Origin of the sequence: Shinella sp. WSC3-e, assembly GCF_945994535.1 — a bacterium.
Classification (GTDB): Bacteria; Pseudomonadota; Alphaproteobacteria; order Rhizobiales; family Rhizobiaceae; genus Shinella; species Shinella yambaruensis.
Genome location: NZ_OZ000530.1, coordinates 3,750,915 through 3,773,136, shown reverse-complemented (window position 1 = coordinate 3,773,136; position 22,222 = coordinate 3,750,915). Strand labels below are relative to the sequence as shown.

At 65.6% G+C, this 22,222-nt stretch carries 9 protein-coding genes and 1 riboswitch; of the genes, 5 read left to right on the top strand and 4 right to left on the bottom strand.

The genetic code is table 11. The annotated features are described in order from the left end of the window. Positions 1 to 71: 71 nt before the first annotated feature. Complete coding sequence (locus AABF56_RS18515) at positions 72 to 1,106, top strand: YeiH family protein (protein ID WP_272807085.1); 1,035 nt, start codon at positions 72 to 74, stop codon at positions 1,104 to 1,106. A gap of 6 nt (positions 1,107 to 1,112) precedes the next feature. On the opposite strand, the gene metH is transcribed toward AABF56_RS18515, so the two are convergent. The 3 genes from metH to AABF56_RS18500 all read right to left on the bottom strand — a co-directional run bounded on the left by metH (position 1,113) and on the right by AABF56_RS18500 (position 5,942). Beyond that, positions 1,113 to 4,904 carry a methionine synthase gene (gene metH, locus AABF56_RS18510; RefSeq protein ID WP_272807084.1) on the bottom strand — a complete coding sequence of 1,264 codons (3,792 nt, stop codon included), beginning with the start codon at positions 4,902 to 4,904 and terminating at the stop codon, positions 1,113 to 1,115. A gap of 83 nt (positions 4,905 to 4,987) precedes the next feature. Continuing rightward, entirely contained in the window at positions 4,988 to 5,203 is a 216-nt protein-coding gene (locus tag AABF56_RS18505; RefSeq protein ID WP_272807083.1) for a hypothetical protein, read from the bottom strand. Positions 5,204 to 5,304: 101 nt separating this feature from the next. Beyond that, a riboswitch (cobalamin riboswitch) is annotated at positions 5,305 to 5,522 on the bottom strand. A gap of 213 nt (positions 5,523 to 5,735) precedes the next feature. Beyond that, on the bottom strand, positions 5,736 to 5,942 hold the full coding sequence (locus AABF56_RS18500) for a hypothetical protein (protein WP_272807082.1): 207 nt from the start codon (positions 5,940 to 5,942) through the stop codon (positions 5,736 to 5,738). Between AABF56_RS18500 and AABF56_RS18495 the strand changes: the two genes are divergently transcribed. After that, positions 5,941 to 14,439: a GH36-type glycosyl hydrolase domain-containing protein gene (locus tag AABF56_RS18495; RefSeq protein ID WP_272807081.1), complete on the top strand. Its 8,499-nt coding sequence runs from the start codon at positions 5,941 to 5,943 to the stop codon at positions 14,437 to 14,439. The two genes, AABF56_RS18500 and AABF56_RS18495, sit on opposite strands and share 2 nt — an antisense overlap. Positions 14,440 to 14,464: 25 nt before the next feature. Beyond that, entirely contained in the window at positions 14,465 to 15,634 is a 1,170-nt protein-coding gene (locus AABF56_RS18490; protein WP_272807080.1) for an OpgC family protein, read from the top strand. Between the two features lie 9 nt (positions 15,635 to 15,643). Here AABF56_RS18490 and AABF56_RS18485 read toward each other — a convergent pair whose 3' ends face one another. Then, positions 15,644 to 17,401 carry a glucan ABC transporter ATP-binding protein/ permease gene (locus AABF56_RS18485; RefSeq protein ID WP_272807079.1) on the bottom strand — a complete coding sequence of 586 codons (1,758 nt, stop codon included), beginning with the start codon at positions 17,399 to 17,401 and terminating at the stop codon, positions 15,644 to 15,646. 301 nt (positions 17,402 to 17,702) lie between these two features. On the opposite strand from AABF56_RS18485, the gene AABF56_RS18480 reads away from it, so the two are divergent. Both AABF56_RS18480 and pyc read left to right on the top strand, forming a co-directional pair. Then, positions 17,703 to 18,443 (top strand): LuxR family transcriptional regulator, encoded by a 741-nt coding sequence (locus AABF56_RS18480; RefSeq protein WP_272807078.1) that lies wholly within the window; start codon positions 17,703 to 17,705, stop codon positions 18,441 to 18,443. Between the two features lie 218 nt (positions 18,444 to 18,661). Then, the gene (gene pyc, locus AABF56_RS18475) at positions 18,662 to 22,120 is read left to right on the top strand and encodes a pyruvate carboxylase (RefSeq protein ID WP_272807077.1); all 3,459 of its coding nucleotides are present in this window, start codon (positions 18,662 to 18,664) and stop codon (positions 22,118 to 22,120) included. The last annotated feature ends 102 nt before the right edge of the window (positions 22,121 to 22,222 follow it).

The following is a 22,222-nucleotide window of genomic DNA, read 5'->3' as shown; positions in this document are numbered from 1 at the left end:
TCGATCCAGTCGAATGAAATGTCCGATATTTACCGATGGATCGAATAGGTTTTCAAGCGCATCGTCCGCGCATGGAAAATTCACCTAACAAAGCAGCAATCCTTGGAATTCGCGTACTTCTGCCCGGCGTGCTCCTGTCCGGCTTCGTGTCGGGCCTCGCGGTGCTCGCCGAACGGCTGGAAATACGGCTTGCCGGCGGGGCGTGGATCGAGGCGCTCGTGCTGGCGATCCTCCTCGGCGCCGCCTGTCGGCTGCTGCTGAGGCGGCCGGCTGTGTTCGATCCCGGCATCGCCTTCTCCGCGAAATACTTCCTCGAGATCGCGATCGTACTTCTCGGCGCGGGCGTCAGCGCCACGGCGATCGCCGGCATGGGCTGGCCGCTGATCGGGGCGATCGCGGCGGTGGTGGGCGTGGTGCTCCTGGCAAGCTATGCCATCGGGCGCGGCCTCGGCCTCTCCCGCACCGTCGCGCTGCTGGTCGCCTGCGGCAATTCGATCTGCGGCAATTCCGCGATCGCCGCGACGGCGCCGGTCATTCGCGCCGATGCGGAGGACGTCGCCTCCTCCATCGCCTTCACCGCCGTTCTCGGCATGGTCACGGTGCTGCTGCTGCCGGTGCTGGTGCCGCTGCTCGGCCTGTCGGCGACGGGCTACGGCGTGATGGCGGGCATGACGGTCTATGCGGTGCCGCAGGTGCTGGCGGCCACCGCCCCGGTCTCCGCGCTCAGCATCCAGATCGGCACCTTCGTCAAGCTCGTGCGCGTGCTGATGCTGGGGCCGGTGATCTTCCTCCTGTCGCTTGCCGCGGGAAAGGAGAGCGGCCGTCGTCCGGCGCTGCACCGGCTGGTGCCGTGGTTCATCCTCGGCTTCCTCGCCATGCTCGCCGCGCGCAGCTTCGGGGTGATCGATGCGGGGCTTGCCGAAGGCTTGGCGCGTGCCGCGACCGTGCTGACGATCCTCTCCATGGCCGCCCTCGGGCTCGGCATCGACCTCAGGCGCGTGATGCGGGCAGGCCCGCGGGTGACGGCCGCGGTCGTCCTGTCGCTCGGCGTGCTGGTCGTCGTGAGCTACGGAATGGTCGTGCTTTTGAACCTTGCGACGGCCTGAGGAAGCTCAGGCCGCGTTTTCCCGCGCGGTCACCGGCACATAGTTGAGCACCGGGCCGAGCCAGCGCTCCACCTCCGTGACGGCCATGCCCTTGCGGCGGGCATAGTCCTCCACCTGGTCCCGCTCCACCTTGGCGACGCCGAAATAGTAGCTTTCCGGCGAGGCGATGTAGAGGCCGGAGACGGAGGAGCCGGGCCACATCGCATAGCTTTCGGTGAGCTCGACGCCGATTTCCGTCTCGGCATCGAGCAGGCGGAAGAGCGTCGTCTTTTCCGTATGATCCGGCTGGGCGGGGTAACCCGGCGCGGGGCGGATGCCGGCATAGGGCTCGCCGATGAGGTCGGTGGGCGAGAAGGTTTCCTCCGCATAGCCCCAGAGCTCCTTGCGCACATATTCGTGCATGCGCTCGGCGAAGGCCTCGGCGAAGCGGTCGGCGAGCGCCTTGACGAGGATCGAGTTGTAGTCGTCGTTCGCCCGCTCGAAGCGTTCGGCAATGGCGATCTCGCCGATGCCGGCCGTCACGACGAAACCGCCGAGATAGTCGTGCTTGCCGCTGTCGAGCGGCGCGACGAAATCGGAGAGCGCCACGTTCGGCCGCCCGTCGCGCTTGGAAAGCTGCTGGCGCAGCGTGAAGAAGGTGGCAAGTTCCTTGCTCCGCGTCTCGTCGGTGAAGAGGCGGATGTCGTCGCCGACTGTGCCGGCCGGCCAGAAGCCGACGACGGCCTTCGGCGTGAACCATTTTTCCGAAATGATCTTCTCCAGCATCGCCTGGGCATCGGCAAAGAGCTGGCGGGCGGCAGGCCCCTGCTTCTCGTCGTCGAGGATCTTCGGATAGACGCCCTTCAGCTCCCAAGTCTGGAAGAACGGGGTCCAGTCGATATAGCCGGCAAGCTCCGCCAGGTCCCAGTCCTGGAAGACGCGGGTGCCGAGGAAGGAGGGCGTCTTCGGCTCATAGGCGGACCAGTCCGCCCTGAAGGCGTTGTCGCGGGCCCTGGCGATCGGCAGGCGCTGCTTTTCCGCCTCGCTGCGCGCATGCGCATCGGCGACCTTGCGATATTCGGCTTCCAGCGTCTCGACATAGCCGGACTTCATCTCCGGCGACAGCAGGGAGCTGACCACCCCGACGGCGCGGCTGGCGTCGGTGACGTAGACCGCCTGGCCGCGGTCGTAGCGCGGATGGATCTTCACCGCCGTGTGCACACGGCTCGTCGTCGCCCCGCCGATGAGGAGCGGGATGTCGAAGCCTTCGCGCTCCATCTCCGCGGCGACATGCACCATCTCGTCGAGCGAGGGGGTGATGAGGCCGGAGAGGCCGATGATGTCGACCTTCTCCGCCCTCGCCGTCTCGAGGATCTTCGTCGCCGGCACCATGACGCCGAGGTCGATGATCTCGTAATTGTTGCAGGCGAGCACGACGCCGACGATGTTCTTGCCGATATCGTGCACGTCGCCCTTGACGGTCGCCATCAGGATCTTGCCCGCGCTCTGCCGTTCGCCGCCGCCGCCGCCATTGGCGAGCTTTTCGGCCTCCATGTAGGGCAGCAGCACGGCGACGGCCTGCTTCATCACGCGGGCGGATTTGACGACCTGCGGCAGGAACATCTTTCCGGCGCCGAAAAGGTCGCCGACGACGTTCATGCCGGCCATCAGCGGGCCTTCGATGACGTGCAGCGGGCGTTCGGCGTTCTGCCGTGCCTCCTCCGTGTCGATCTCGACGAATTCGGTGATGCCGTTGACGAGGGCGTGTTCGAGGCGCTTCTCGACGGGCCAGTCGCGCCAGGCGAGGTCGCGTTCCCTGGCTTCCTTGCCGGCCGCGCCCTTGAAGCGCTCGGCGATGTCGAGCATGCGCTCGGTGGCGGTGCCGCCGGCCTTCGGCACGCGGTTCAGCACCACGTCCTCGCAGGCTTCGCGCAGCTCAGGCTCGATCGTGTCGTAGACGGCGAGCTGGCCGGCATTGACGATGCCCATGTCCATGCCCGCCTGGATGGCGTGGTAGAGGAAGACGGCGTGCATCGCCTCGCGCACCGGCTCGTTGCCGCGGAAGGAGAAGGAAAGGTTGGAGACGCCGCCGGACACATGGACATGCGGAAGCGTCGCGGTGATCTCGGCCGTCGCCTCGATGAAGTCGACGCCGTAATTGTCGTGCTCCTCGATGCCCGTCGCGATGGCGAAGATGTTGGGGTCGAAGACGATGTCCTCCGGCGCAAGGCCGGCGACCTCGGTGAGCAGCCTGTAGGCCCGGGTGCAGATCTCCACCTTGCGTGCCTTCGTGTCGGCCTGGCCCTTCTCGTCGAAGGCCATGACGACGACGGCGGCGCCATAGGCGCGCACGAGTTTCGCATGGTGCAGGAAGGCCTCTTCGCCCTCCTTCAGCGAGATGGAATTGACCAGCGGCTTGCCCTGCACGCATTTCAGGCCCGCCTCGATCACCTCCCATTTCGACGAATCGATCATCACCGGAACGCGCGCGATGTCGGGCTCGGCGGCGATGAGGTTGAGATATTCCACCATCGCCCTCGTGGAATCGATCAGGCCCTCGTCCATGTTGATGTCGATGACCTGCGCGCCGTTCGCCACCTGGTCGCGGGCGACATCGAGCGCCGCGGCATAGTCGCCCGCCGTGATCAGCTTGCGGAACTTCGCCGAGCCGGTGACGTTGGTGCGCTCGCCGACATTCACGAAGGGGATGGCCTCGGTCAGCGTGAAGGGTTCGAGGCCCGAGAGGCGCATGTGGCGCGGGATGTCGGGGATTTCGCGTGGCGCGTGGCGCGCGGCGGCCGCGGCGATGGCACGGATATGGTCCGGCGTCGAGCCGCAGCAGCCGCCGACGATGTTGACGAGGCCATCGCGCATGAAGCCCTCGATCTGCGCGGCCATTTCCTCCGGCGTCTCGTCATATTTGCCGAAGGCGTTCGGCAGGCCGGCATTGGGATAGGCGCAGACGAAGGTCTGGGCGACGGACGAGATCTCCGCGAGATGGGCGCGCATGGCATTGGCGCCGAGCGCGCAGTTGAGGCCGATGGAGAAGGGCTCGGCGTGGCGCACCGAGTTCCAGAAGGCCTCGGGCGTCTGGCCGGAGAGTGTGCGGCCGGAAAGGTCGGTGATCGTGCCCGAGATCATGACGGGCAGTTCGATGCCCCTTTCCTCGAAGACCGCGCGGGTGGCGAAGATCGCCGCCTTGGCGTTCAGTGTGTCGAAGATCGTCTCGATGAGGATGATGTCGGCGCCGCCGTCGATGAGGCCGCGCACCTGGTCGGCATAGGCGATGCGCAGATCGTCGAAGGTGACGGCGCGGTAGCCGGGATTGTTGACGTCCGGCGAGATGGAGGCGGTACGGTTCGTCGGGCCGAGCGCGCCGGCGACGAACCGGCGGCGGCCGTCCTTCTCGGCGGCCCTGAGGCCGGCGCGGCGGGCAAGACGCGCGCCGTCGCGGTTGAGCTCGTAGACCATGTCCTCCATGCCGTAGTCGGCCTGGGCGATGGTCGTGGAGGAGAAGGTGTTGGTCTCGAGGATATCCGCGCCGGCGAGCGCATAGCGGTAGTGGATGTCCTCGATCGCCGCCGGCTGGGTCAGCGTCAGGAGATCGTTGTTGCCCTGCTGGTGGCACGCGCAGTCGCCGAAGCGGTCGCCGCGGAAATCCTCCTCCACCAGCTTGAGCGTCTGGATTTCCGTGCCCATGGCGCCGTCGAGCACGAGGATGCGCTCGCGCGCGGCGGCCTTGAGGGCGGCGAGGATCTCGCGTCCGTCGCGCGGCGGCAGTTCGGGGCCGAACAGGGTGTCCAGGTGCGATTTGGCCATGGCAAAGCCCTCCGGTGCAATAATCCTGCATCGGAGATCACATAAAGATATCTTTATGTCAATATGTCTTTATGCGGCCGTGATCAGTGCATCAGCCGATCCGACCCGGCCAGCGAGGCGAAAAGCGCCTTCAGGCGGGCGATATCCGGATCGACGTTTTCGTAGCGCGAAAGTTTCTGCACCTCCTTCAGCGCCTCGACGGCGAGGTCGGCGCCGCGCGGCTGCCAGAGCAGCCAGGAGATGAAGATGGATTCCGGCTTTCCGGTGCCGGCAGGACCGTCATTGGTGATGGCAAGCATTTTCTTCCCCAATCGGAAAATTGGGGGATGACCGGACGCACGCTGCTGGAACGTCGCCGCGGGGCGACAAGCAAGCGCACCACTGGGACACCCCGCCCATGGACGTTACGACTGTCAGGGCAGGTCTCCTGGCTTGCGGGTCATCGCGTCTGTCTCGCCTTCCCGGTGACATCCACCAGTGGCCTGGAGCGACAGCAGCTCGCCGTTCACAGTTGCGGGGGCAGCGCCGGTCTTGGCGCTCCTTTCGGAGCATCGCACCGGCTTCCCTCTTAGCCTCCGAGCCCAATCGACTCGGAAGACCCTGACGCCGGCAGACTGGCTTGGGCGGGGCTGCAAGTCAATGGCGGGATCGCTCATGCACAGCCCGGCACGGGCACCCGGAACTTTTGTCGGTCTCGCGCATTTGGCATCAGCCCGTCCTATGCGCCCCTTCGCCCGATACGCGGAGCGCGCGATTCACCAAAACCGCAGATGAGGGTCAATGCTGCGCCATCCGGTCCTGTTGACATGTTGCAAGTCTCTGTCCTTACGGCTAAAAAATGCCGTTTTCATGCACCACGCGGCCAGGATGCCAACCAGCGTGTCGCTTGAGCCATGTCCACCCCAGCCGCGTCGTCCGGGCGCCGTTTGGTCCCATGGCTGATCGCGGCACCGAGATGAAGCCTGCCCGCAAAAAACCGTTCGGCACAAAGGCCGTTGCCGGATGGTTCAACATGGCCGGATCCAGAATCAGAAACATGCCCCTTCACAATACGCCGCAAGCCTCCTCGCGCGACGCTGACGCCAAGCAGATCGACTATAACGATTCGATCCGCGCCACCTATCTGACGCTGGAGGAGCTGGCCGATTGCGGCGAGGCCCTGGCGCGCGACAAGAGCGCGCCGCTTCCCGGCTTCCAGCCCTTCGAATTCCGCGCCCGGCACAAGGAAAACGAGAAGGAAATCTTCCGCGTCTATCGCGCCACGGCCAAGGATGTCGAGGCGGGTGCCCAGATCACCCCGGCGGCCGAATGGCTGCTCGACAACTACTATGTCGTCGAAGAGGCGATCCAGGAGGTCCGCCGCGACTTCCCGCGCCGCTTCTATCGCCAGCTTCCGACCATCGAGATCGAAGGGCAGGTGATGCCGCGCACGCTGGCGCTCGCCTGGCTCTATGTCGCGCATACCCATAGCGGCGTCTCGCATGAGGGCCTCACCGCCTTCGTGCAGGGCTTCCAGAAGATCGACGCGCTGAAGATCGGGGAACTCTGGGCGCTGCCCTCCTTCATCCGCTTCGTGCTGCTGGAGAACCTGCGCCGCATTTCCAGCCGCGTCGAGCGCTCGCGCAAGATGCGCTTCAAGGCCAATGAGGTGGCCGACGAGCTGATCCGCCTCAACGATCCGGAAAAGTCCATCGCGCATCTCCAGACGCTGGAAAGCTTCATCGAGGACAACACCTTCGTCATCCAACTGCTCTATCGCCTGCGTGACGGCCTGCAGGCCTCCGGCGCGGTGATCCAGTGGCTGGAGCGCAAGATCGAGAGCCGCGGCAGCGACCTCGAGGAGCTGATCGTCGCGGAGAACAACCGGCTTTCCTCCGGCAATGTCACGATGAGTTCGCTCATCAAGAGCCTTCGCGCGGTGGACGACACGGAATGGCCCGTCTGGTTCGAGAGCGTCAGCCGCCTCGACGAGGCGCTCCGCCAGGGGTCCGACTACAGCGACCTCGATTTCGGCTCGCGCAACAAGTACCGCAACACGATCGAGCGTTTCGCCCGCCGCTCCGGCAAGTCCGAGCTGGAGGTGACCGAGACGGCGCTGGCGATGACGGCGGAAGACGCCGCGGCGCATGTCGAGGATCTCGACTACGAGGCCAATGTCGCCGCTTTCCTCGTCGGCAAGAAGCGCAAGCTGCTGGAAAAGCGCATCGGCTACCGGCCGTCGATCGTCCAGCGCATCGTGCGCTTCGGCCGCAAGCTCGACTGGTTCGCCATTGCCGGGCCCAACATCATCCTGACGCTTCTGGCGATGATCGCGGTCTATTATTTCCTCGATCAGCTCGATATCCCGGATGGCGCCTGGCTGATCATGCTGGTGCTCTTCGCGCTGCCGGCCTCCGAGGGCGCGACGGGCCTCTTCAACACGCTCGTCACCTTCTTCGTCACGCCGTCCCGCCTTGTCGGCTACGAGTTCAAGGACGGCATTCCCGAGGATGCGCGCACGCTCGTCGTCGTGCCGTGTCTGATCTCCAAGCGCGACCATGTCGACGAGCTGGTCCGCAACCTCGAAGTCCACTACCTCGCCAATCCGCGCGGCGAGATCTATTTCGCCCTTCTCAGCGATTGGGCGGACAGCCAGGTGGAGGAATCTCCCGCCGACCTCGACGTGCTCGACTATGCCAAGCGCGAGATCGCGACGCTTTCGGCGCGTTATGCCTATGACGGCCGCACGCGCTTCTATTTCCTGCACCGCCGCCGCCTCTACAATCCGTCCGAAGGCTGCTGGATGGGCTGGGAGCGCAAGCGCGGCAAGCTGCACGAGCTGAACCTCCTCTTGCGCGGCGACGGCGACACGACCTTCCTGCCGGGCGCGAACATCGTGCCGGCGGACGTGAAATACGTCATGACGCTCGATTCCGACACGCGCCTGATGCGCGATGCGGTGACGAAGCTCGTCGGCAAGCTGCACCACCCGATCAACCGCCCGGTCATCGATGCGGAAAAGGGCGAGGTCACCGCCGGCTACAGCATCCTGCAGCCGCGCGTCACGCCGTCACTGACGACGGGCAAGGAAGCCTCGACCTTCCAGCGCATCTTCTCCGCCGACCGCGGCATCGACCCCTATGTCTTCACCGTGTCCGACGTCTACCAGGATTTCGTCGGGGAAGGCACGTTCACCGGCAAGGGCCTCTACCATGTCGACGCCTTCGAGACGGCGGTGAAGGGCCGGATCGAGGAGAATTCCGTCCTCAGCCACGACCTGCTCGAAGGCTCGCTCGCCCATTGCGCGCTGGTGACGGATGTCGAGCTCGTCGAGGACTTCCCGACCCGCTACGGCACCGAGACCTCGCGGCAGCATCGCTGGGCGCGCGGCGACTGGCAGCTGCTGTCCTACATCTTCGGCCCGTCGAGCGGCATTTCCATGCTCGGCCGCTGGAAGATGTACGACAACCTGCGCCGCAGCCTCATCCCGATCGGCTGGCTCGTCGCCTCGGTCATGGGCTGGTACTACATGGAGCCGCGCCAGGCGCTGGTCTGGCAGCTCGTGCTGATCTTCCTGCTCTTCGTCGCCCCGACGCTCTCGCTGATTTCCGGCGTCATGCCGCGCCGCAACGATATCGTCGCCCGGGCTCATGTGCATCGCGTGATCTCCGATATACGCGCGGCGAACGCGCAGGTGGCGCTGCGCATCGCCTTCATCGCCCATTCGGCCGCGCTGATGGCCGACGCCATCGTGCGTTCGCTCTACCGCACCCTCGTCAGCCGCAAGCTGATGCTGGAATGGCGCACGGCCGCGCAGGCCGACAGCGCGGCGCGCGGCGGCATCCTCGCCCATTACAAGTCGATGTGGCAGGCTCCGGCGCTCGCGGCCCTGTCCGTGGCGCTCGCCATGGTTTCCGACACTGGCCTTCCCTTCATCGGCATTCCCTTCGCGCTCGTCTGGGCGCTCTCGCCGATGATTGCCTGGTATGTCAGCCAGACGGCCGAGACCGAGGACCAGCTCGTCGTCTCCGACTACGTCGCCAACGAGCTGCGCAAGATCGCGCGGCGCACCTGGCGCTACTTCGAGGAGTTCGTCACCGCCGAGCAGCACTACCTGCCGCCGGACAATTTCCAGGAAACGCCGCAGCCGGTGCTCGCCGAGCGCACCTCGCCGACCAATATCGGCGTCTACCTGCTCTCGGTCATCTCCGCCCGCGATTTCGGCTGGATCAGCTTCGAGGAGACGGTGCGCCGCCTCGAACAGACGATCGCCACCATCGACGGCATGCCGAAATATCGCGGCCATCTCTACAACTGGTATCGCACCAACACGCTGGAAACGCTGGGGCCGCGTTATGTCTCGGCGGTCGACAGCGGCAACCTCGCCGGCCACCTCATCGCTGTCTCCTCGATGTGCCGCGAATGGGCCGAAGCCCCCTCGGCGCATCTCCAGGGCAGCCTCGACGGCATCGGTGACGTCGCCTCGATCCTCTCCGAAACGCTGAAGGACCTGCCGGACGACCGGAAGACCGTGCGCCCGCTGCGCCGCCTCATCGAGGAGCGCATCGTCGGCTTCCACAATGCGCTCGCCGCCGTCAAGCGTGAGCACGAATTCGCCTCCATCCGCGTCATCAACCTCTCGGTGCTGGCGCGCGACGTCAACAAGCTGATCGTTAATCTCGACCACGAGATCAAGTCCGTCGAGAGCGGCGAGCTTGCCCGGTGGGCCGGCGCGCTGGTCTCCACCTGCGAGGCGCATATCGCCGACAGCGTCTTCGACCTCGGCAGCATCGAGGGCCTGCGCGAGCGCCTCGTCGTGCTGCGCGACCGCGCGCGCGACATTGCCTTCTCGATGGATTTCGGCTTCCTCTTCCGCCCGGAACGCCGGCTGCTGTCGATCGGCTACCGCGTCGAGACCAACGAGCTCGACGAGGCCTGCTACGACCTGCTCGCCTCCGAGGCGCGTCTCACCAGCCTCTTCGCCATCGCCAAGGGCGACCTTCCGACAGAACACTGGTACAAGCTCGGCCGTCCGGTCGTGCCGGTCGGCTCGCGCGGGGCGCTGGTCTCCTGGTCCGGCTCGATGTTCGAATATCTGATGCCGCCGCTCGTCATGCAGGAGCGCCAGGGCGGCATCCTGAACCAGACGAACAACCTCGTCGTCGTCGAGCAGATGAACCACGGCCGCCGTCTCGGCACCCCCTGGGGCATCTCCGAAGCGGCCTTCAACGCCCGCGACCACGAGCTGACCTACCAGTACACCAATTTCGGCGTGCCGACGCTCGGCCTGAAACGCGGTCTCGGCCAGAATGCCGTCATCGCGCCCTATGCCTCGCTTCTGGCGACGCAATATGCGCCCAAGGCGGCGCTGGAAAACCTCGAGCGCCTCAGGAAACTCGGCGCGCTCGGCGTCTACGGTTTCCACGATGCCGTCGATTTCACCCCGACCCGTGTGCCGGAGGGCAAGACCTGCGCCGTCGTGCGCAACTACATGGCGCACCATCACGGCATGTCGATCGCCGCCGTCGCCAATGTCGTTTTCAACGGCGCGCTGCGCGAGCGCTTCCACGCGGACCCCGTCATCGAGGCGGCCGAACTGCTGCTGCAGGAAAAGGCCCCGCGCGACATTCCGGTCATCAACGCCAAGCGCGAGCCGGAAACCGTCGGCAGCACGCAGGCCGACCTGCTGCGCCCGGAAATCCGCATCATCAAGGAACCCTTCTTCCGGGAGCGCGAGACCGTCTTCCTGTCGAACGGCCACTATGCCGTGATGCTGACGGCGACCGGTGCCGGTTATTCGCACTGGAACGGCCAGTCCGTCACCCGCTGGAAGCCCGATCCGACCGAGGATCGCTGGGGTTCCTTCCTCTTCCTGCGCGATACCGCGACGGGCGAGTGGTGGTCCGCCACCGCCGAGCCGAAGCGGGCCGAGGGCGAGGTGACCAAGACCCAGTTCGGCGACGACAAGGCGGAGTTCATCAAGACCGTCGGTACGCTGACGAGCGAGGTCGAGTGCATCGTCGCCACCGAGCACGATGCCGAAGGCCGCCGCCTGACGCTGCTCAACACCGGGCCGGAGGACCGCTTCATCGAGGTGACCTCCTATATGGAGCCCGTCATCTCGACCGACGATGCCGACAACGCCCATCCGCTGTTCTCGAAGATGTTCATCAAGACGGAGATCGGCAAGCGCGGCGACGTCATCCGCGCCGAGCGCCAGAAGCGCAATCCGAACGAGCCGGACATGTCGATCGCCCACCTCATCGTGGACAATGCCGGGCCCTCGCGCCGCACCGAGATCGAGACCGACCGCCGCCGCTTCATCGGCCGCGGCCGCTCGCTGGCGACCGCCGCCGCCTTCGATCCGGGCGCGCAGCTTTCCGGCACGGACGGCTTCACGCTCGATCCGGTCATGGCATTGCGCCGTGTCGTGCGCGTGCCGGCGGGCAAGAAGGTCAAGGTCATCTTCTGGACCATCGCGGCTCCGAGCCGCGCGGAAGTGGATGCCGCCATCGACCGCTACCGCCATCCGGACAGCTTCAACCACGAGATGATCCACGCCTGGACGCGCTCGCAGGTGCATATGCGCCATGTCGGCGTCACCTCGCAGGAAGCGGCGAGCTTCCAGATGCTCGGCCGCTACCTCACCTATCCGGACATGCACCTCAGAGCGGATACCGGCACGATCGTGAACGGCCTCACCGCCCAGTCGGCGCTCTGGCCGCTGGCGATCTCGGGCGATTTCCCGATCTTCGTGCTGCGCATCAATGACGAGATCGACGTGGAGGTCGCCCGCGAGGCGCTGCGCGCGCAGGATTACCTGCGCCACCGCGGCGTCATCGCCGATCTCGTCATCCTCAACGAGCGCGCCGCCTCCTACGCACAGGACATGCAGCACACGCTCGACCATATGTGCGAGAACCTGCGCATCCGCAGCCAGTCCGACGGTGCCCGCCAGCATGTCTTCACGGTGCGCCGCGACCTGATGGACGTCACCACCTGGCAGGCGCTGCTGGCGACGGCCCGCGCGGTCTTCCACGCCCGCAACGGCACGCTCTCCGACCAGATCGCCCGCACGGTCTCCCTCTTCGCGACGCCCCGCGGCGAGGAGGAGGCGAAGGCCGAGACGACGCCGGCACCCGTGCCGAAACTGCCGGCGTCCGCCGGCGAGCCGGTGGAGATCGACGGCAAGGGCCTCAGCTTCTGGAACGGTTTCGGCGGTTTCAACGAGGAGCGTCGGGAATATGCCGTGCGGCTTCGCGGCGGCGAGGCGACGCCCCAGCCATGGATCAACGTCATCGCCAACCCGCATTTCGGCTTCCATGTCTCGGCGGAAGGCGCAAGCTATACCTGGAGCCGCAATTCGCGCGACTTCCAGCTCACCCACTGGACCAACGATCCCGTCGTCAACCGCCCGGGCGAAGCCTTCTATGTCAGGGACAAGGAGCGCGGCACGGTCATGGCGCCCTTCGCAGCCTTGTCGCGGAAGAATTCGGTCCGGTTCGAGACGTGGCACGGCCTCGGCTATTCCGCCTTCCGCAGCTGGGAGGACGGTATCGAGCTCGACCTCGTGCAGACGGTCGATCCCGAGGATCCGGTCAAATATTCCCGCCTCGTCCTCAAGAACACGGGCGAGACGGAACGCAGCCTGACGGTCTACGGCTATGTCGAATGGGTGCTGGGCAACAACCCGGCGAAAACCGCGCCGTTCGTCTTGACCAGCCATGACGAGGAGAGCGGCGCGCTCTTTGCGACCAATCCCTACAGCTTCGATTTTTCCGGCCGGACCAGCTTCTTCGCCGTCGATGCGCCGGTGGCGGGCTTTACCGCCAGGCGCCGCGAGTTCATCGGCCGCGGCGGCGATATCGTGCTGCCGGGTGCCGTCGCCACGGGGCAGGCGCTGTCCGGCTCCGCCGAAGGCATCGGCGATCCCTGCGCGGCGCTGGCCGTCGATATCGTCCTGAAGCCGGGCGAGAAGCGCGAACTTCTCTTCGTGCTCGGCGATACCGCCGATGCGGAAAGTGCCCGGTCGCTCGCGGAAAAAAGCCGCGAGGCCGATTTCGACGATGTCATGGCCGCCGTCCGCGCCTATTGGAGCGATTTCACCGGCACGCTGCAGGTGAAGACGCCGGATGCGGCGCTGGACCGGATGGTCAATGACTGGCTGCCCTATCAGGCGCTCGGCTGCCGCATCCAGGCCCGCTCGGCCTTCTACCAGGCAAGCGGCGCCTACGGTTTCCGTGACCAGCTGCAGGACACATTGGCCTTCGTCCTGCACCGGCCGGAGCTTGCCCGTCGCCAGATCCTCAATGCGGCCGCGCGCCAGTTCGTCGAGGGCGACGTGCAGCACTGGTGGCTGCCCGACAGCGGCGCGGGCGTGCGCACCATGATCTCCGACGACGTGGTGTGGCTCGCCCATGCGGTGGAATATTACTGCCGCACCACCGGCGACCGGGCGATCCTCGACGAGACGCTGGCCTTCATCGAGGGCGCGCCGCTCGCCGAAGCCCAGCACGACGCCTTCTACACGCCGGAGCGCTCGGCGGAAGAAGCGCCGCTCTACGAGCATTGCGCCCGCGCGCTCGACCTTGCGCTCCGCCGCACCGGGGAGAACGGCCTGCCGCTCATTCTCGGCGGCGACTGGAACGACGGCATGAACCGCGTCGGCGAGGCGGGCAGGGGCACAAGCGTCTGGCTCGGCTGGTTCCTGGCCGGCACGCTCGGCGGCTTCATCTCCGTCGCCCGCGAGCGCGGCGATCACCAGCGCGCGGACCGGTGGCAGGAACATCTCGGCCGCCTCAAGGTGGTGCTGGAAACGACGGGCTGGGACGGCGCCTATTACCGCCGGGGCTATTTCGACGACGGCACGCCGCTCGGTTCGGCCGAGAATGCCGAATGCCGGATCGATTCGATCGCGCAGAGCTGGAGCGTCTTGTCCGGTGTCGGCGATCCGGCGCGCTCGCGGCAGGCGATGGACGCGGTCATGGCCGAGCTGGTCGACCGGGAGAACGGCGTCATCCGCCTGTTCACCCCGCCCTTCGTCGAGACGCCGCAGGATCCGGGCTATATCAAGGCCTATCCGCCGGGCGTGCGGGAGAATGGCGGCCAGTACACCCATGCCTCGACCTGGGTCGTGCTGGCGCTTGCCCGCCTCGGCCGGGCGGAGGACGCCTGGACCTGCTTCAACATCCTCAATCCCGTCAACCACGCGCTGACGCCTGAAGCCGCCGAGCTTTACCGGGTCGAACCCTATGTCGTCGCCGCCGATGTCTATGGCGAGGGCGAGCGCACCGGGCGCGGCGGCTGGACCTGGTATACGGGTTCGGCGGGCTGGCTCTACCGCGCGGCGGTGGAAGGCATCCTGGGCATCCGCAAGGAGGGGGATCGCCTCTTCGTCAATCCGGTGCTGCCGGCGGCGTGGAACGGTTACGAGGCGACGCTCGACCTTGAGGGCAGGAAACTGTCGATCCGCGTCGAGCGCGCCGGCGACGGCGGATGGCAGGCAAGTGTGAACGGCTCTGTCATCAAATCTTCAAACGAGGGCTATTTGCTCTGATCCACGCCAAGTGGATCAGAGCATCATGACAGACAGACATGGACCGACGGGCGTCGTGCCGCGGCAACGCGACACGCGCCTCGACGTCTTCCGGGCGCTTGCCCTCCTGACGATCTTCGTCAACCACGTTCCGGGCCAGTATCTGGAGCACCTGACGCACAAGAATTTCGGCTTCTCCGATTCGGCGGAGGCCTTCGTGCTGATCTCGGGCATGTCGGTCGGCCTTGCCTACGGCGCGCGCTTCGCCATCGGCGAGCGTCTGGCGGTGACGCTGCGCATCCTGCGCCGGGCGCTGACGCTCTATGTCGCCCATATCATGACGAGCGTCATCACCTTCGCCATCTTCGCCGGCGGGGCGTTGTGGTTCGGCCGGCCGGACCTGTTGTCGGAAATCAACCTGCGTGCCGTCGTCGACCGCACGGAACAGGGCGTCGTCAGCATGGTGCTGCTCGGCCACCAGTTCGGCTACAACAACATCCTGTCCATGTATGCCGTGGTGCTCCTGATGCTGCCGGGCTTCCTCTGGCTCTACCAGCGCAGCGCCGTGCTGTTGCTCGCCGTTTCCGGCACGCTCTGGCTCTGTGCCGGCCTCTGGCGGATCGCGCCGTCGAATTTCCTCGATGACGGTTACTGGTTCCTCAATCCGCTCTCCTGGCAGTTCCTCTTCGTTATCGGCATGGTCGGCGTGCTGCGCGCCAGGGGGAAGGGGATTCCCCGTCATCCGATCCTGATGGTGCTGTCGGCTGCCTACCTCGCCGTCTCGCTGGCCTGGGTCGTGTTCTCCTGGTGGAACATCGACCTCTCCTACGGCCTGCCGGCGGTGCTGACCGGCTTCGACAAGACGTTCCTCTCGACGACCCGTCTTCTCCACGTGCTGGCAGGGGCCTATCTGGTGGCGACGATTCCGGTTCTCTCCAGCTGGGCCGCCCTGCCGCTCTCCCATCCGCTGGTCGCGATCGGGCGGCATTCGCTGGCCGTCTTCATCTTCGGCACGATCCTCGCCATGGCGGGGCAGGTGATGATGTTCGTGACGGGCAAGAACCCGGTCCTCGGCACGCTCTATGCGCTTCTCGGCATCGCGCTGCACGTCGCCTATGCGCGTTACCTCGACTGGCAGGCCGCCGTGATCGCCCAGAACGCAAAACGGCAGGGCCTTCAGGCCCTGCCGGTCAAAAGCGATACGCCGAAGCAGTGACGACGGTGTTCAGGCGGCGGTGTGGCTCTTGCGCACGTCGTCGTCGGTCAGGATGCCGCTGGCGCGCAGCAGGGCGGCGAAGCGGCCGTTGCTCTGGCTGAGATCGTTGAACGTGCCCATTTCGGCGATCTTGCCGTGATCCATGAAGACGACGAGGTCGGCCTCGCGGACCGTCGAGAGGCGGTGCGCGATGATGAAGGTCGTGCGGTTGCGGCGCAGCTGGTCGATCGCCGCCTTCACGCGCGCCTCCGTTTCCACGTCGAGCGCGCTGGTCGCCTCATCGAGCACGAGGATCGGCGCGTTCTTCAGGATCGCGCGGGCAATCGCGATGCGCTGGCGCTCGCCGCCCGACAGGCGGTTGCCGCGCTCGCCGACATGGGTCTCGTAGCCGCCCTGGCGCGAGGCGATGAAGTCGCCCGCCGCGGCCGCTTCGGCCGCCGCCTCGATTTCCGCCTGCGTCGCGCCTTCGCGGCCGAGGCGGATATTGTCGGAGATCGAGCGGTTGAGCAGGCCCGCATCCTGGAAGACGGTGGCGATCGAGCGGCGCAGCGACTTGCGCGTCACCGTGGAGATGTCGACGCCGTCGATGAGGATCTGGCCGGACTTCGGCTCGTAGACGCGCTGCAGCAGGTTGACGAGCGTCGTCTTGCCGGCGCCCGTCGGGCCGACGATGGCAACGGTCTGGCCGGCCTCCACCGTGAAGGAGACGTCGCTGACGCCCTGGGTGGCATTGGCGAAGTCGAAGCTGACATTGCGGTATTCGACCTTGCCCTTGACCTCGCCGAGATCACCGGCGCCGGTTGGCTCCTCGCGGTCCTTGACGGCGTCTTCCAGCGTGAAGAAGTCCTCCAGCTTGGCGCGGGCCTCGAAGATCTGCGTGGCGAAAGCCTTCATCTGGTCGAGGCGCCCGATGAGGAGGCCGGCGAAGCCAATGAAGGCGATGACGTCGCCCACCTTGATCTCGCCCCGCTGCACCAGCACCGTGCCGATGACGAGGATGGTCATCATCGAGATCGTCGAGGCGATGCGGTTCAGCGCGCTCGCCAATGCCCACCAGTCAAGCACCGGATACTGTGCATTGATCAGCCGCTCGGCAAAGCGTTTCAGCTCCCGCGTTTCGGCTTCGATGCGGTTGTAGCTGTGCACGACCGAGACGTTGCTGATCGAGTCCGACACATGGGAGAAGACGGTGTGGTAGTGGTTTTCGACCGAGGCCTGGCCTTCGCGCGTGCGGTTCATCACCACCTTGCCGATGATGACATAGGCGACGCCGAGCACCACCAGCACCAGCGAGAGGCGATAGTCCATCGCAAACGCGGTGGGGATGAGCAGGACGAGCGCGACGGCGGTGGCAAGGTGCGTGCGCATGAATTCGAGCCACAGGCCGAACAGCGTCTCGCAGGCACGCAGCAGCGTGTGCAGCGCATTGGAGGTGCCGCGCTGGCTATGCCAGGCGAGCGGCATGGAGATGATGCGGCCGAAGGCTTCCGTCAGCAGGCTCGCCCGCCGGCCATGCGCCAGCCGGTCGGCCTCGCGCGCGACGAGCACGAAGGCGATCGTGTTGAACAGGCCGAAGCCCGCCCACAGGAGCAGCATGGGCGTCACGTCGCCCTTGGTGGAAATGGCATCGATGATGCGGCCGAACAGAACCGGCTCGGCAATGGTGATCACCGCGAGCACGATGTTGGCGACGACCACCGAGCCGACACGAAGCTTGTAGACCCCAAGATAGCTGAGGGCTCTTGCATAAACCTGAAACAAAGACACGAATGCGGGCCTTTCCGGCGATACCTGTTGTGCGGTGCAGCGTTGGCACCCTTTGTCCCTTGGCTCAGCGTATTAATCAGCGGAAGGGGCAAAAGTTCTTCGTGGTCAAGCAAATTTCATGACTCGACTGAAATCTTGCGTGATTATGCGATTTCACGCCCTCAATGCATGCAAAGCGATTGATTTTCGCGCCGCCTTCCTGCCATCTGTCAGACGGGGAAAATGAATGGGGCGCTTGGGCCGATTGCGGCCGGGTTCAGCTTTATCAGTTGGTTAACAAAGCTATTCAAGCGCGGGGCACATGAAGATCAACTTGCTGGTGCAGTTTCTTGCACTGATCGACGAGTTGCGCGGCCGGGAGGAAACCACGGCCGAGTTCGAGCGTCTCATCAAGTTGTACGGGTTCGACTACTACGGCCTTCTCCAGGCGCCGAGGCCGGTCGAGAGCCCGCCGAGCCTGCTGCTCGCCGGGCGTTGGCCCAAGGGCTGGCCGGAAACCTATCTGCGCAAGCGCTACATGCAGGTCGATCCGACGATGCGTTATCTCGGCCATGCGCAGGCGGGTTTCCGCTGGCGCGACACGCTCGGCGCCTTCCGTCTCAGTCCCCATCGCAAACGCATGGAGCGCATGATGGTGGATGCCCGCCAGAACGGGCTGGAGGACGGCTATGTGTTTCCCGTCCACGGCCGGCGGGGGCTTCTCGGCAGCCTCAGCCTCGGCGGCAAGCCGATCGACCTGGAAAGCGTGGAGATCGGGCTGTTCGACAGCATTGCGCGGCGGCTCTACTGGAAGCTCATCCATGTCGCCGATCCGGAGGCCGCCGCCCGCCTTTCCGCCGTGGTGGACGTGGAACTGACGCGCCGCGAAATGGAGGCGCTCAGCCTCCTGGCCGAAGGCATGACCTCCCACGATATCGGCCGGGTGCTCGGCATTTCCAGCCATACGGTGGACTGGTACATGAACGGGATCCAGGAGAAGCTGGGCGCGCGCAACCGCCACCATGCCATCGCCCTCGCCTTCCGGCTGGGGCTCGTTTCCTGAGCCGCCGCGGCTCACCGCGCTTTGCGAAAACGTTTCATCCGTCCGGTTTTGCGCAATTCCGTTGCGCTATGCCCCGGCGTGCCTTTGCGGAACTTGCTCTCCACGCCGCAAATCTTTCGCCGGATGGCGACTCCAAAATTGAACTTTGAAAATTACCCGCTAATAATCCTCTTCGCGGGTGCAGCATTTCCCGCTTCCAAGTCATTGAGGAGTCCGACTTGCCCATTTCCAAGATCCTTGTCGCCAACCGTTCAGAAATCGCCATCCGTGTGTTCCGCGCGGCCAATGAACTGGGGCTCAAAACGGTCGCGATATGGGCGGAAGAGGACAAGCTGGCGCTGCACCGCTTCAAGGCGGACGAGAGCTACCAGATCGGCCGAGGCCCGCATCTGACGCGCGATCTCGGCCCTATCGAGAGCTATCTTTCCATCGACGAGGTGATCCGCGTCGCCAGGCTTTCGGGGGCCGATGCGATCCATCCCGGCTACGGCCTGCTGTCGGAAAGCCCGGAATTCGTCGATGCCTGCGATGCCGCCGGCATCACCTTCATCGGCCCGCGGCCGGATACGATGCGCCAGCTCGGCAACAAGGTCGCCGCCCGCAATCTTGCCATTTCTGTCGGCGTGCCGGTCGTGCCGGCCACCGATCCGCTGCCCGACGACGAGAAGGAAATCCATCGCCTTGCCGCCGAGATCGGCTATCCCGTCATGCTGAAAGCCTCCTGGGGCGGCGGCGGACGCGGGATGCGCGCCATCCGCGACCCGAAGGACCTGATCCGCGAGGTGACGGAGGCCAAGCGCGAGGCCAAGGCCGCCTTCGGCAAGGACGAAGTGTATCTCGAAAAGCTCGTCGAGCGCGCCCGCCACGTCGAGAGCCAGATCCTCGGCGACACGCATGGCAATGTCGTGCATCTCTTCGAGCGCGACTGCTCCATCCAGCGCCGCAACCAGAAGGTCGTCGAACGCGCGCCGGCGCCCTATCTTTCGCAGGTGCAGCGCCAAGAGCTTGCCGATTATTCGCTGAAGATCGCCCGCGCCACCAACTATGTCGGCGCCGGCACGGTCGAATACCTGATGGATGCCGATACCGGCAAGTTCTACTTCATCGAGGTCAATCCGCGCATCCAGGTCGAGCATACGGTCACGGAAGTCGTCACCGGCATCGACATCGTCAAGGCGCAGATCCATATCCTCGACGGCGAGGCGATCGGCACGCCGCAATCGGGCGTGCCGAAGCAGGAGGATATCCGCCTCAACGGTCACGCCCTGCAGTGCCGCATCACCACGGAAGATCCGGAACAGAACTTCATCCCCGATTATGGCCGCATCACCGGCTACCGTTCGGCCTCGGGCTTCGGCATCCGCCTCGACGGCGGCACGGCCTATCCGGGCGCGGTCATCACCCGCTTCTACGATCCGCTGCTCGTCAAGGTCACGGCCTGGGCGCCGGGGCCGCTGGAGGCGATCACCCGCATGGACCGGGCGCTGCGCGAATTCCGCATCCGCGGCGTCGCCACCAACCTCACCTTCCTCGAGGCGATCATCGGCCACGAGAAGTTCCGCGACAACAGCTACACGACCCGCTTCATCGACACGACGCCGGAACTCTTCCAGCAGGTGAAGCGCCAGGACCGCGCGACGAAGCTGCTCACCTACCTCGCCGACGTCACCGTCAACGGCCACCCGGAGGCCAAGGGCCGTCCGAAGCCGCCGGCCGATGTCGCCAAGCCCGTCGTTCCCTTCATCGACGGGGACATTCCCGCCGGCACCAAGCAGAAGCTCGACGAACTCGGGCCGAAGAAGTTCGCCGAATGGGTGCGCGGTGAGAACCAGGTCTTCCTCACCGATACGACCATGCGCGACGGTCACCAGTCGCTGCTCGCCACCCGCATGCGCACCCACGATATCGCCCGCATCGCCGGCACCTATGCGCGGGCGCTGCCGCAGCTCTTCTCGCTGGAATGTTGGGGCGGCGCGACCTTCGACGTCTCCATGCGCTTCCTCACGGAAGACCCGTGGGACCGTCTTGCCCGCATCCGCGAGGATGCGCCGAACCTGCTGCTCCAGATGCTGCTGCGCGGCGCGAACGGCGTCGGCTACAAGAACTATCCCGACAATGTCGTGAAGTATTTCGTGCGCCAAGCGGCGAAGGGCGGCATCGACGTCTTCCGGGTCTTCGACTGCCTCAACTGGGTCGACAACATGCGCGTCTCGATGGACGCCGTCGCCGAGGAGAATCGCATCTGCGAGGCGGCGATCTGCTATACGGGCGATATCCTCAATTCCGCCCGCCCGAAATACGACCTGAAGTACTATACCGCGCTCGCCGCCGATCTCGAAAAGGCCGGCGCGCACATGATCGCGGTCAAGGACATGGCGGGCCTCCTGAAGCCGGCGGCCGCGCGCGTGCTGTTCAAGGCGCTGCGCGAGGCGACGGACCTGCCGATCCATTTCCACACCCACGACACGTCCGGCATCGCCGCCGCGACCGTGCTCGCCGCGGTCGATGCCGGCGTCGACGTGGTGGATGCGGCGATGGACGCGCTGTCCGGCAACACGTCGCAGCCCTGCCTCGGCTCCATCGTCGAGGCGCTGAAGGGTTCGGAGCGCGATCCGGGCCTCGATCCGGAATGGATCCGCCGCATCTCCTTCTACTGGGAGGCCGTGCGCTTCCAGTATGCCGCCTTCGAAAGCGACCTCAAGGGACCGGCGTCGGAGGTCTACCTGCATGAAATGCCGGGCGGCCAGTTCACCAATCTCAAGGAACAGGCCCGCTCGCTGGGCCTTGAGACCAAGTGGCACCGCGTCGCCCAGGCCTATGCCGACGCCAACCAGATGTTCGGCGACATCGTCAAGGTGACGCCGTCCTCCAAGGTGGTGGGCGACATGGCGCTGATGATGGTTTCGCAGGACCTTACAGTCGCCGACGTCGAGAACCCGGCCAAGGACATCGCCTTCCCGGAGTCCGTCGTCTCGATGCTGAAGGGTGATCTCGGCCAGCCTCCGGGTGGCTGGCCGGCGGGCCTGCAGAAGAAGGCGCTGAAGGGCGAGGCGGCCTATACGGCCGTGCCCGGCTCGCTGCTGCCGGCCGCCGATCTCGATGCCGAACGCAAGGCCATCGAGGAGAAGCTGGAGCGCAAGGTCGACGACTTCGAATTCGCCTCCTACCTGATGTATCCCAAGGTCTTCACCGACTATGCGCTGGCCGCCGACATGTACGGCCCGGTCAGCGTGCTGCCGACGCCGGCCTATTTCTACGGGCTTGCGCCGGGCGAGGAGCTCCAGCCGGAAATCGAGAAGGGCAAGTCGCTCGTCATCCTGCACCAGGCGAGGAGCGAGCCGGATGCGCAGGGCATGGTCAAGGTGTTCTTCGAGCTGAACGGCCAACCGCGCCTCATCAAGGTGCCGGACCGCAACCGCGCCGCCACCTCGGCCGTCCGCCGCAAGGCCGATACCGCCAATGCCGCCCATCTCGGCGCGCCGATGCCGGGCGTCATCTCGACGGTCTCGGTCTCGGCCGGCCAGGAGGTCAAGGCCGGCGACGTGCTGCTCTCCATCGAGGCGATGAAGATGGAGACGGCGCTCCATGCCGAAAAGGACGGTATGATCTCCGAGGTCCTCGTCAAAGCGGGCGACCAGATCGACGCCAAGGACCTGCTGATCGTCTACGGTGCCTGACCTTCAAAAAAACCAGGAAAGGATGTGGGATGGGCGCTTCATTCCGCATCCTTCCCTTGTTTTCGGATGATTTCGGACGCAAAACCGGCGCTCGCTTTTCCT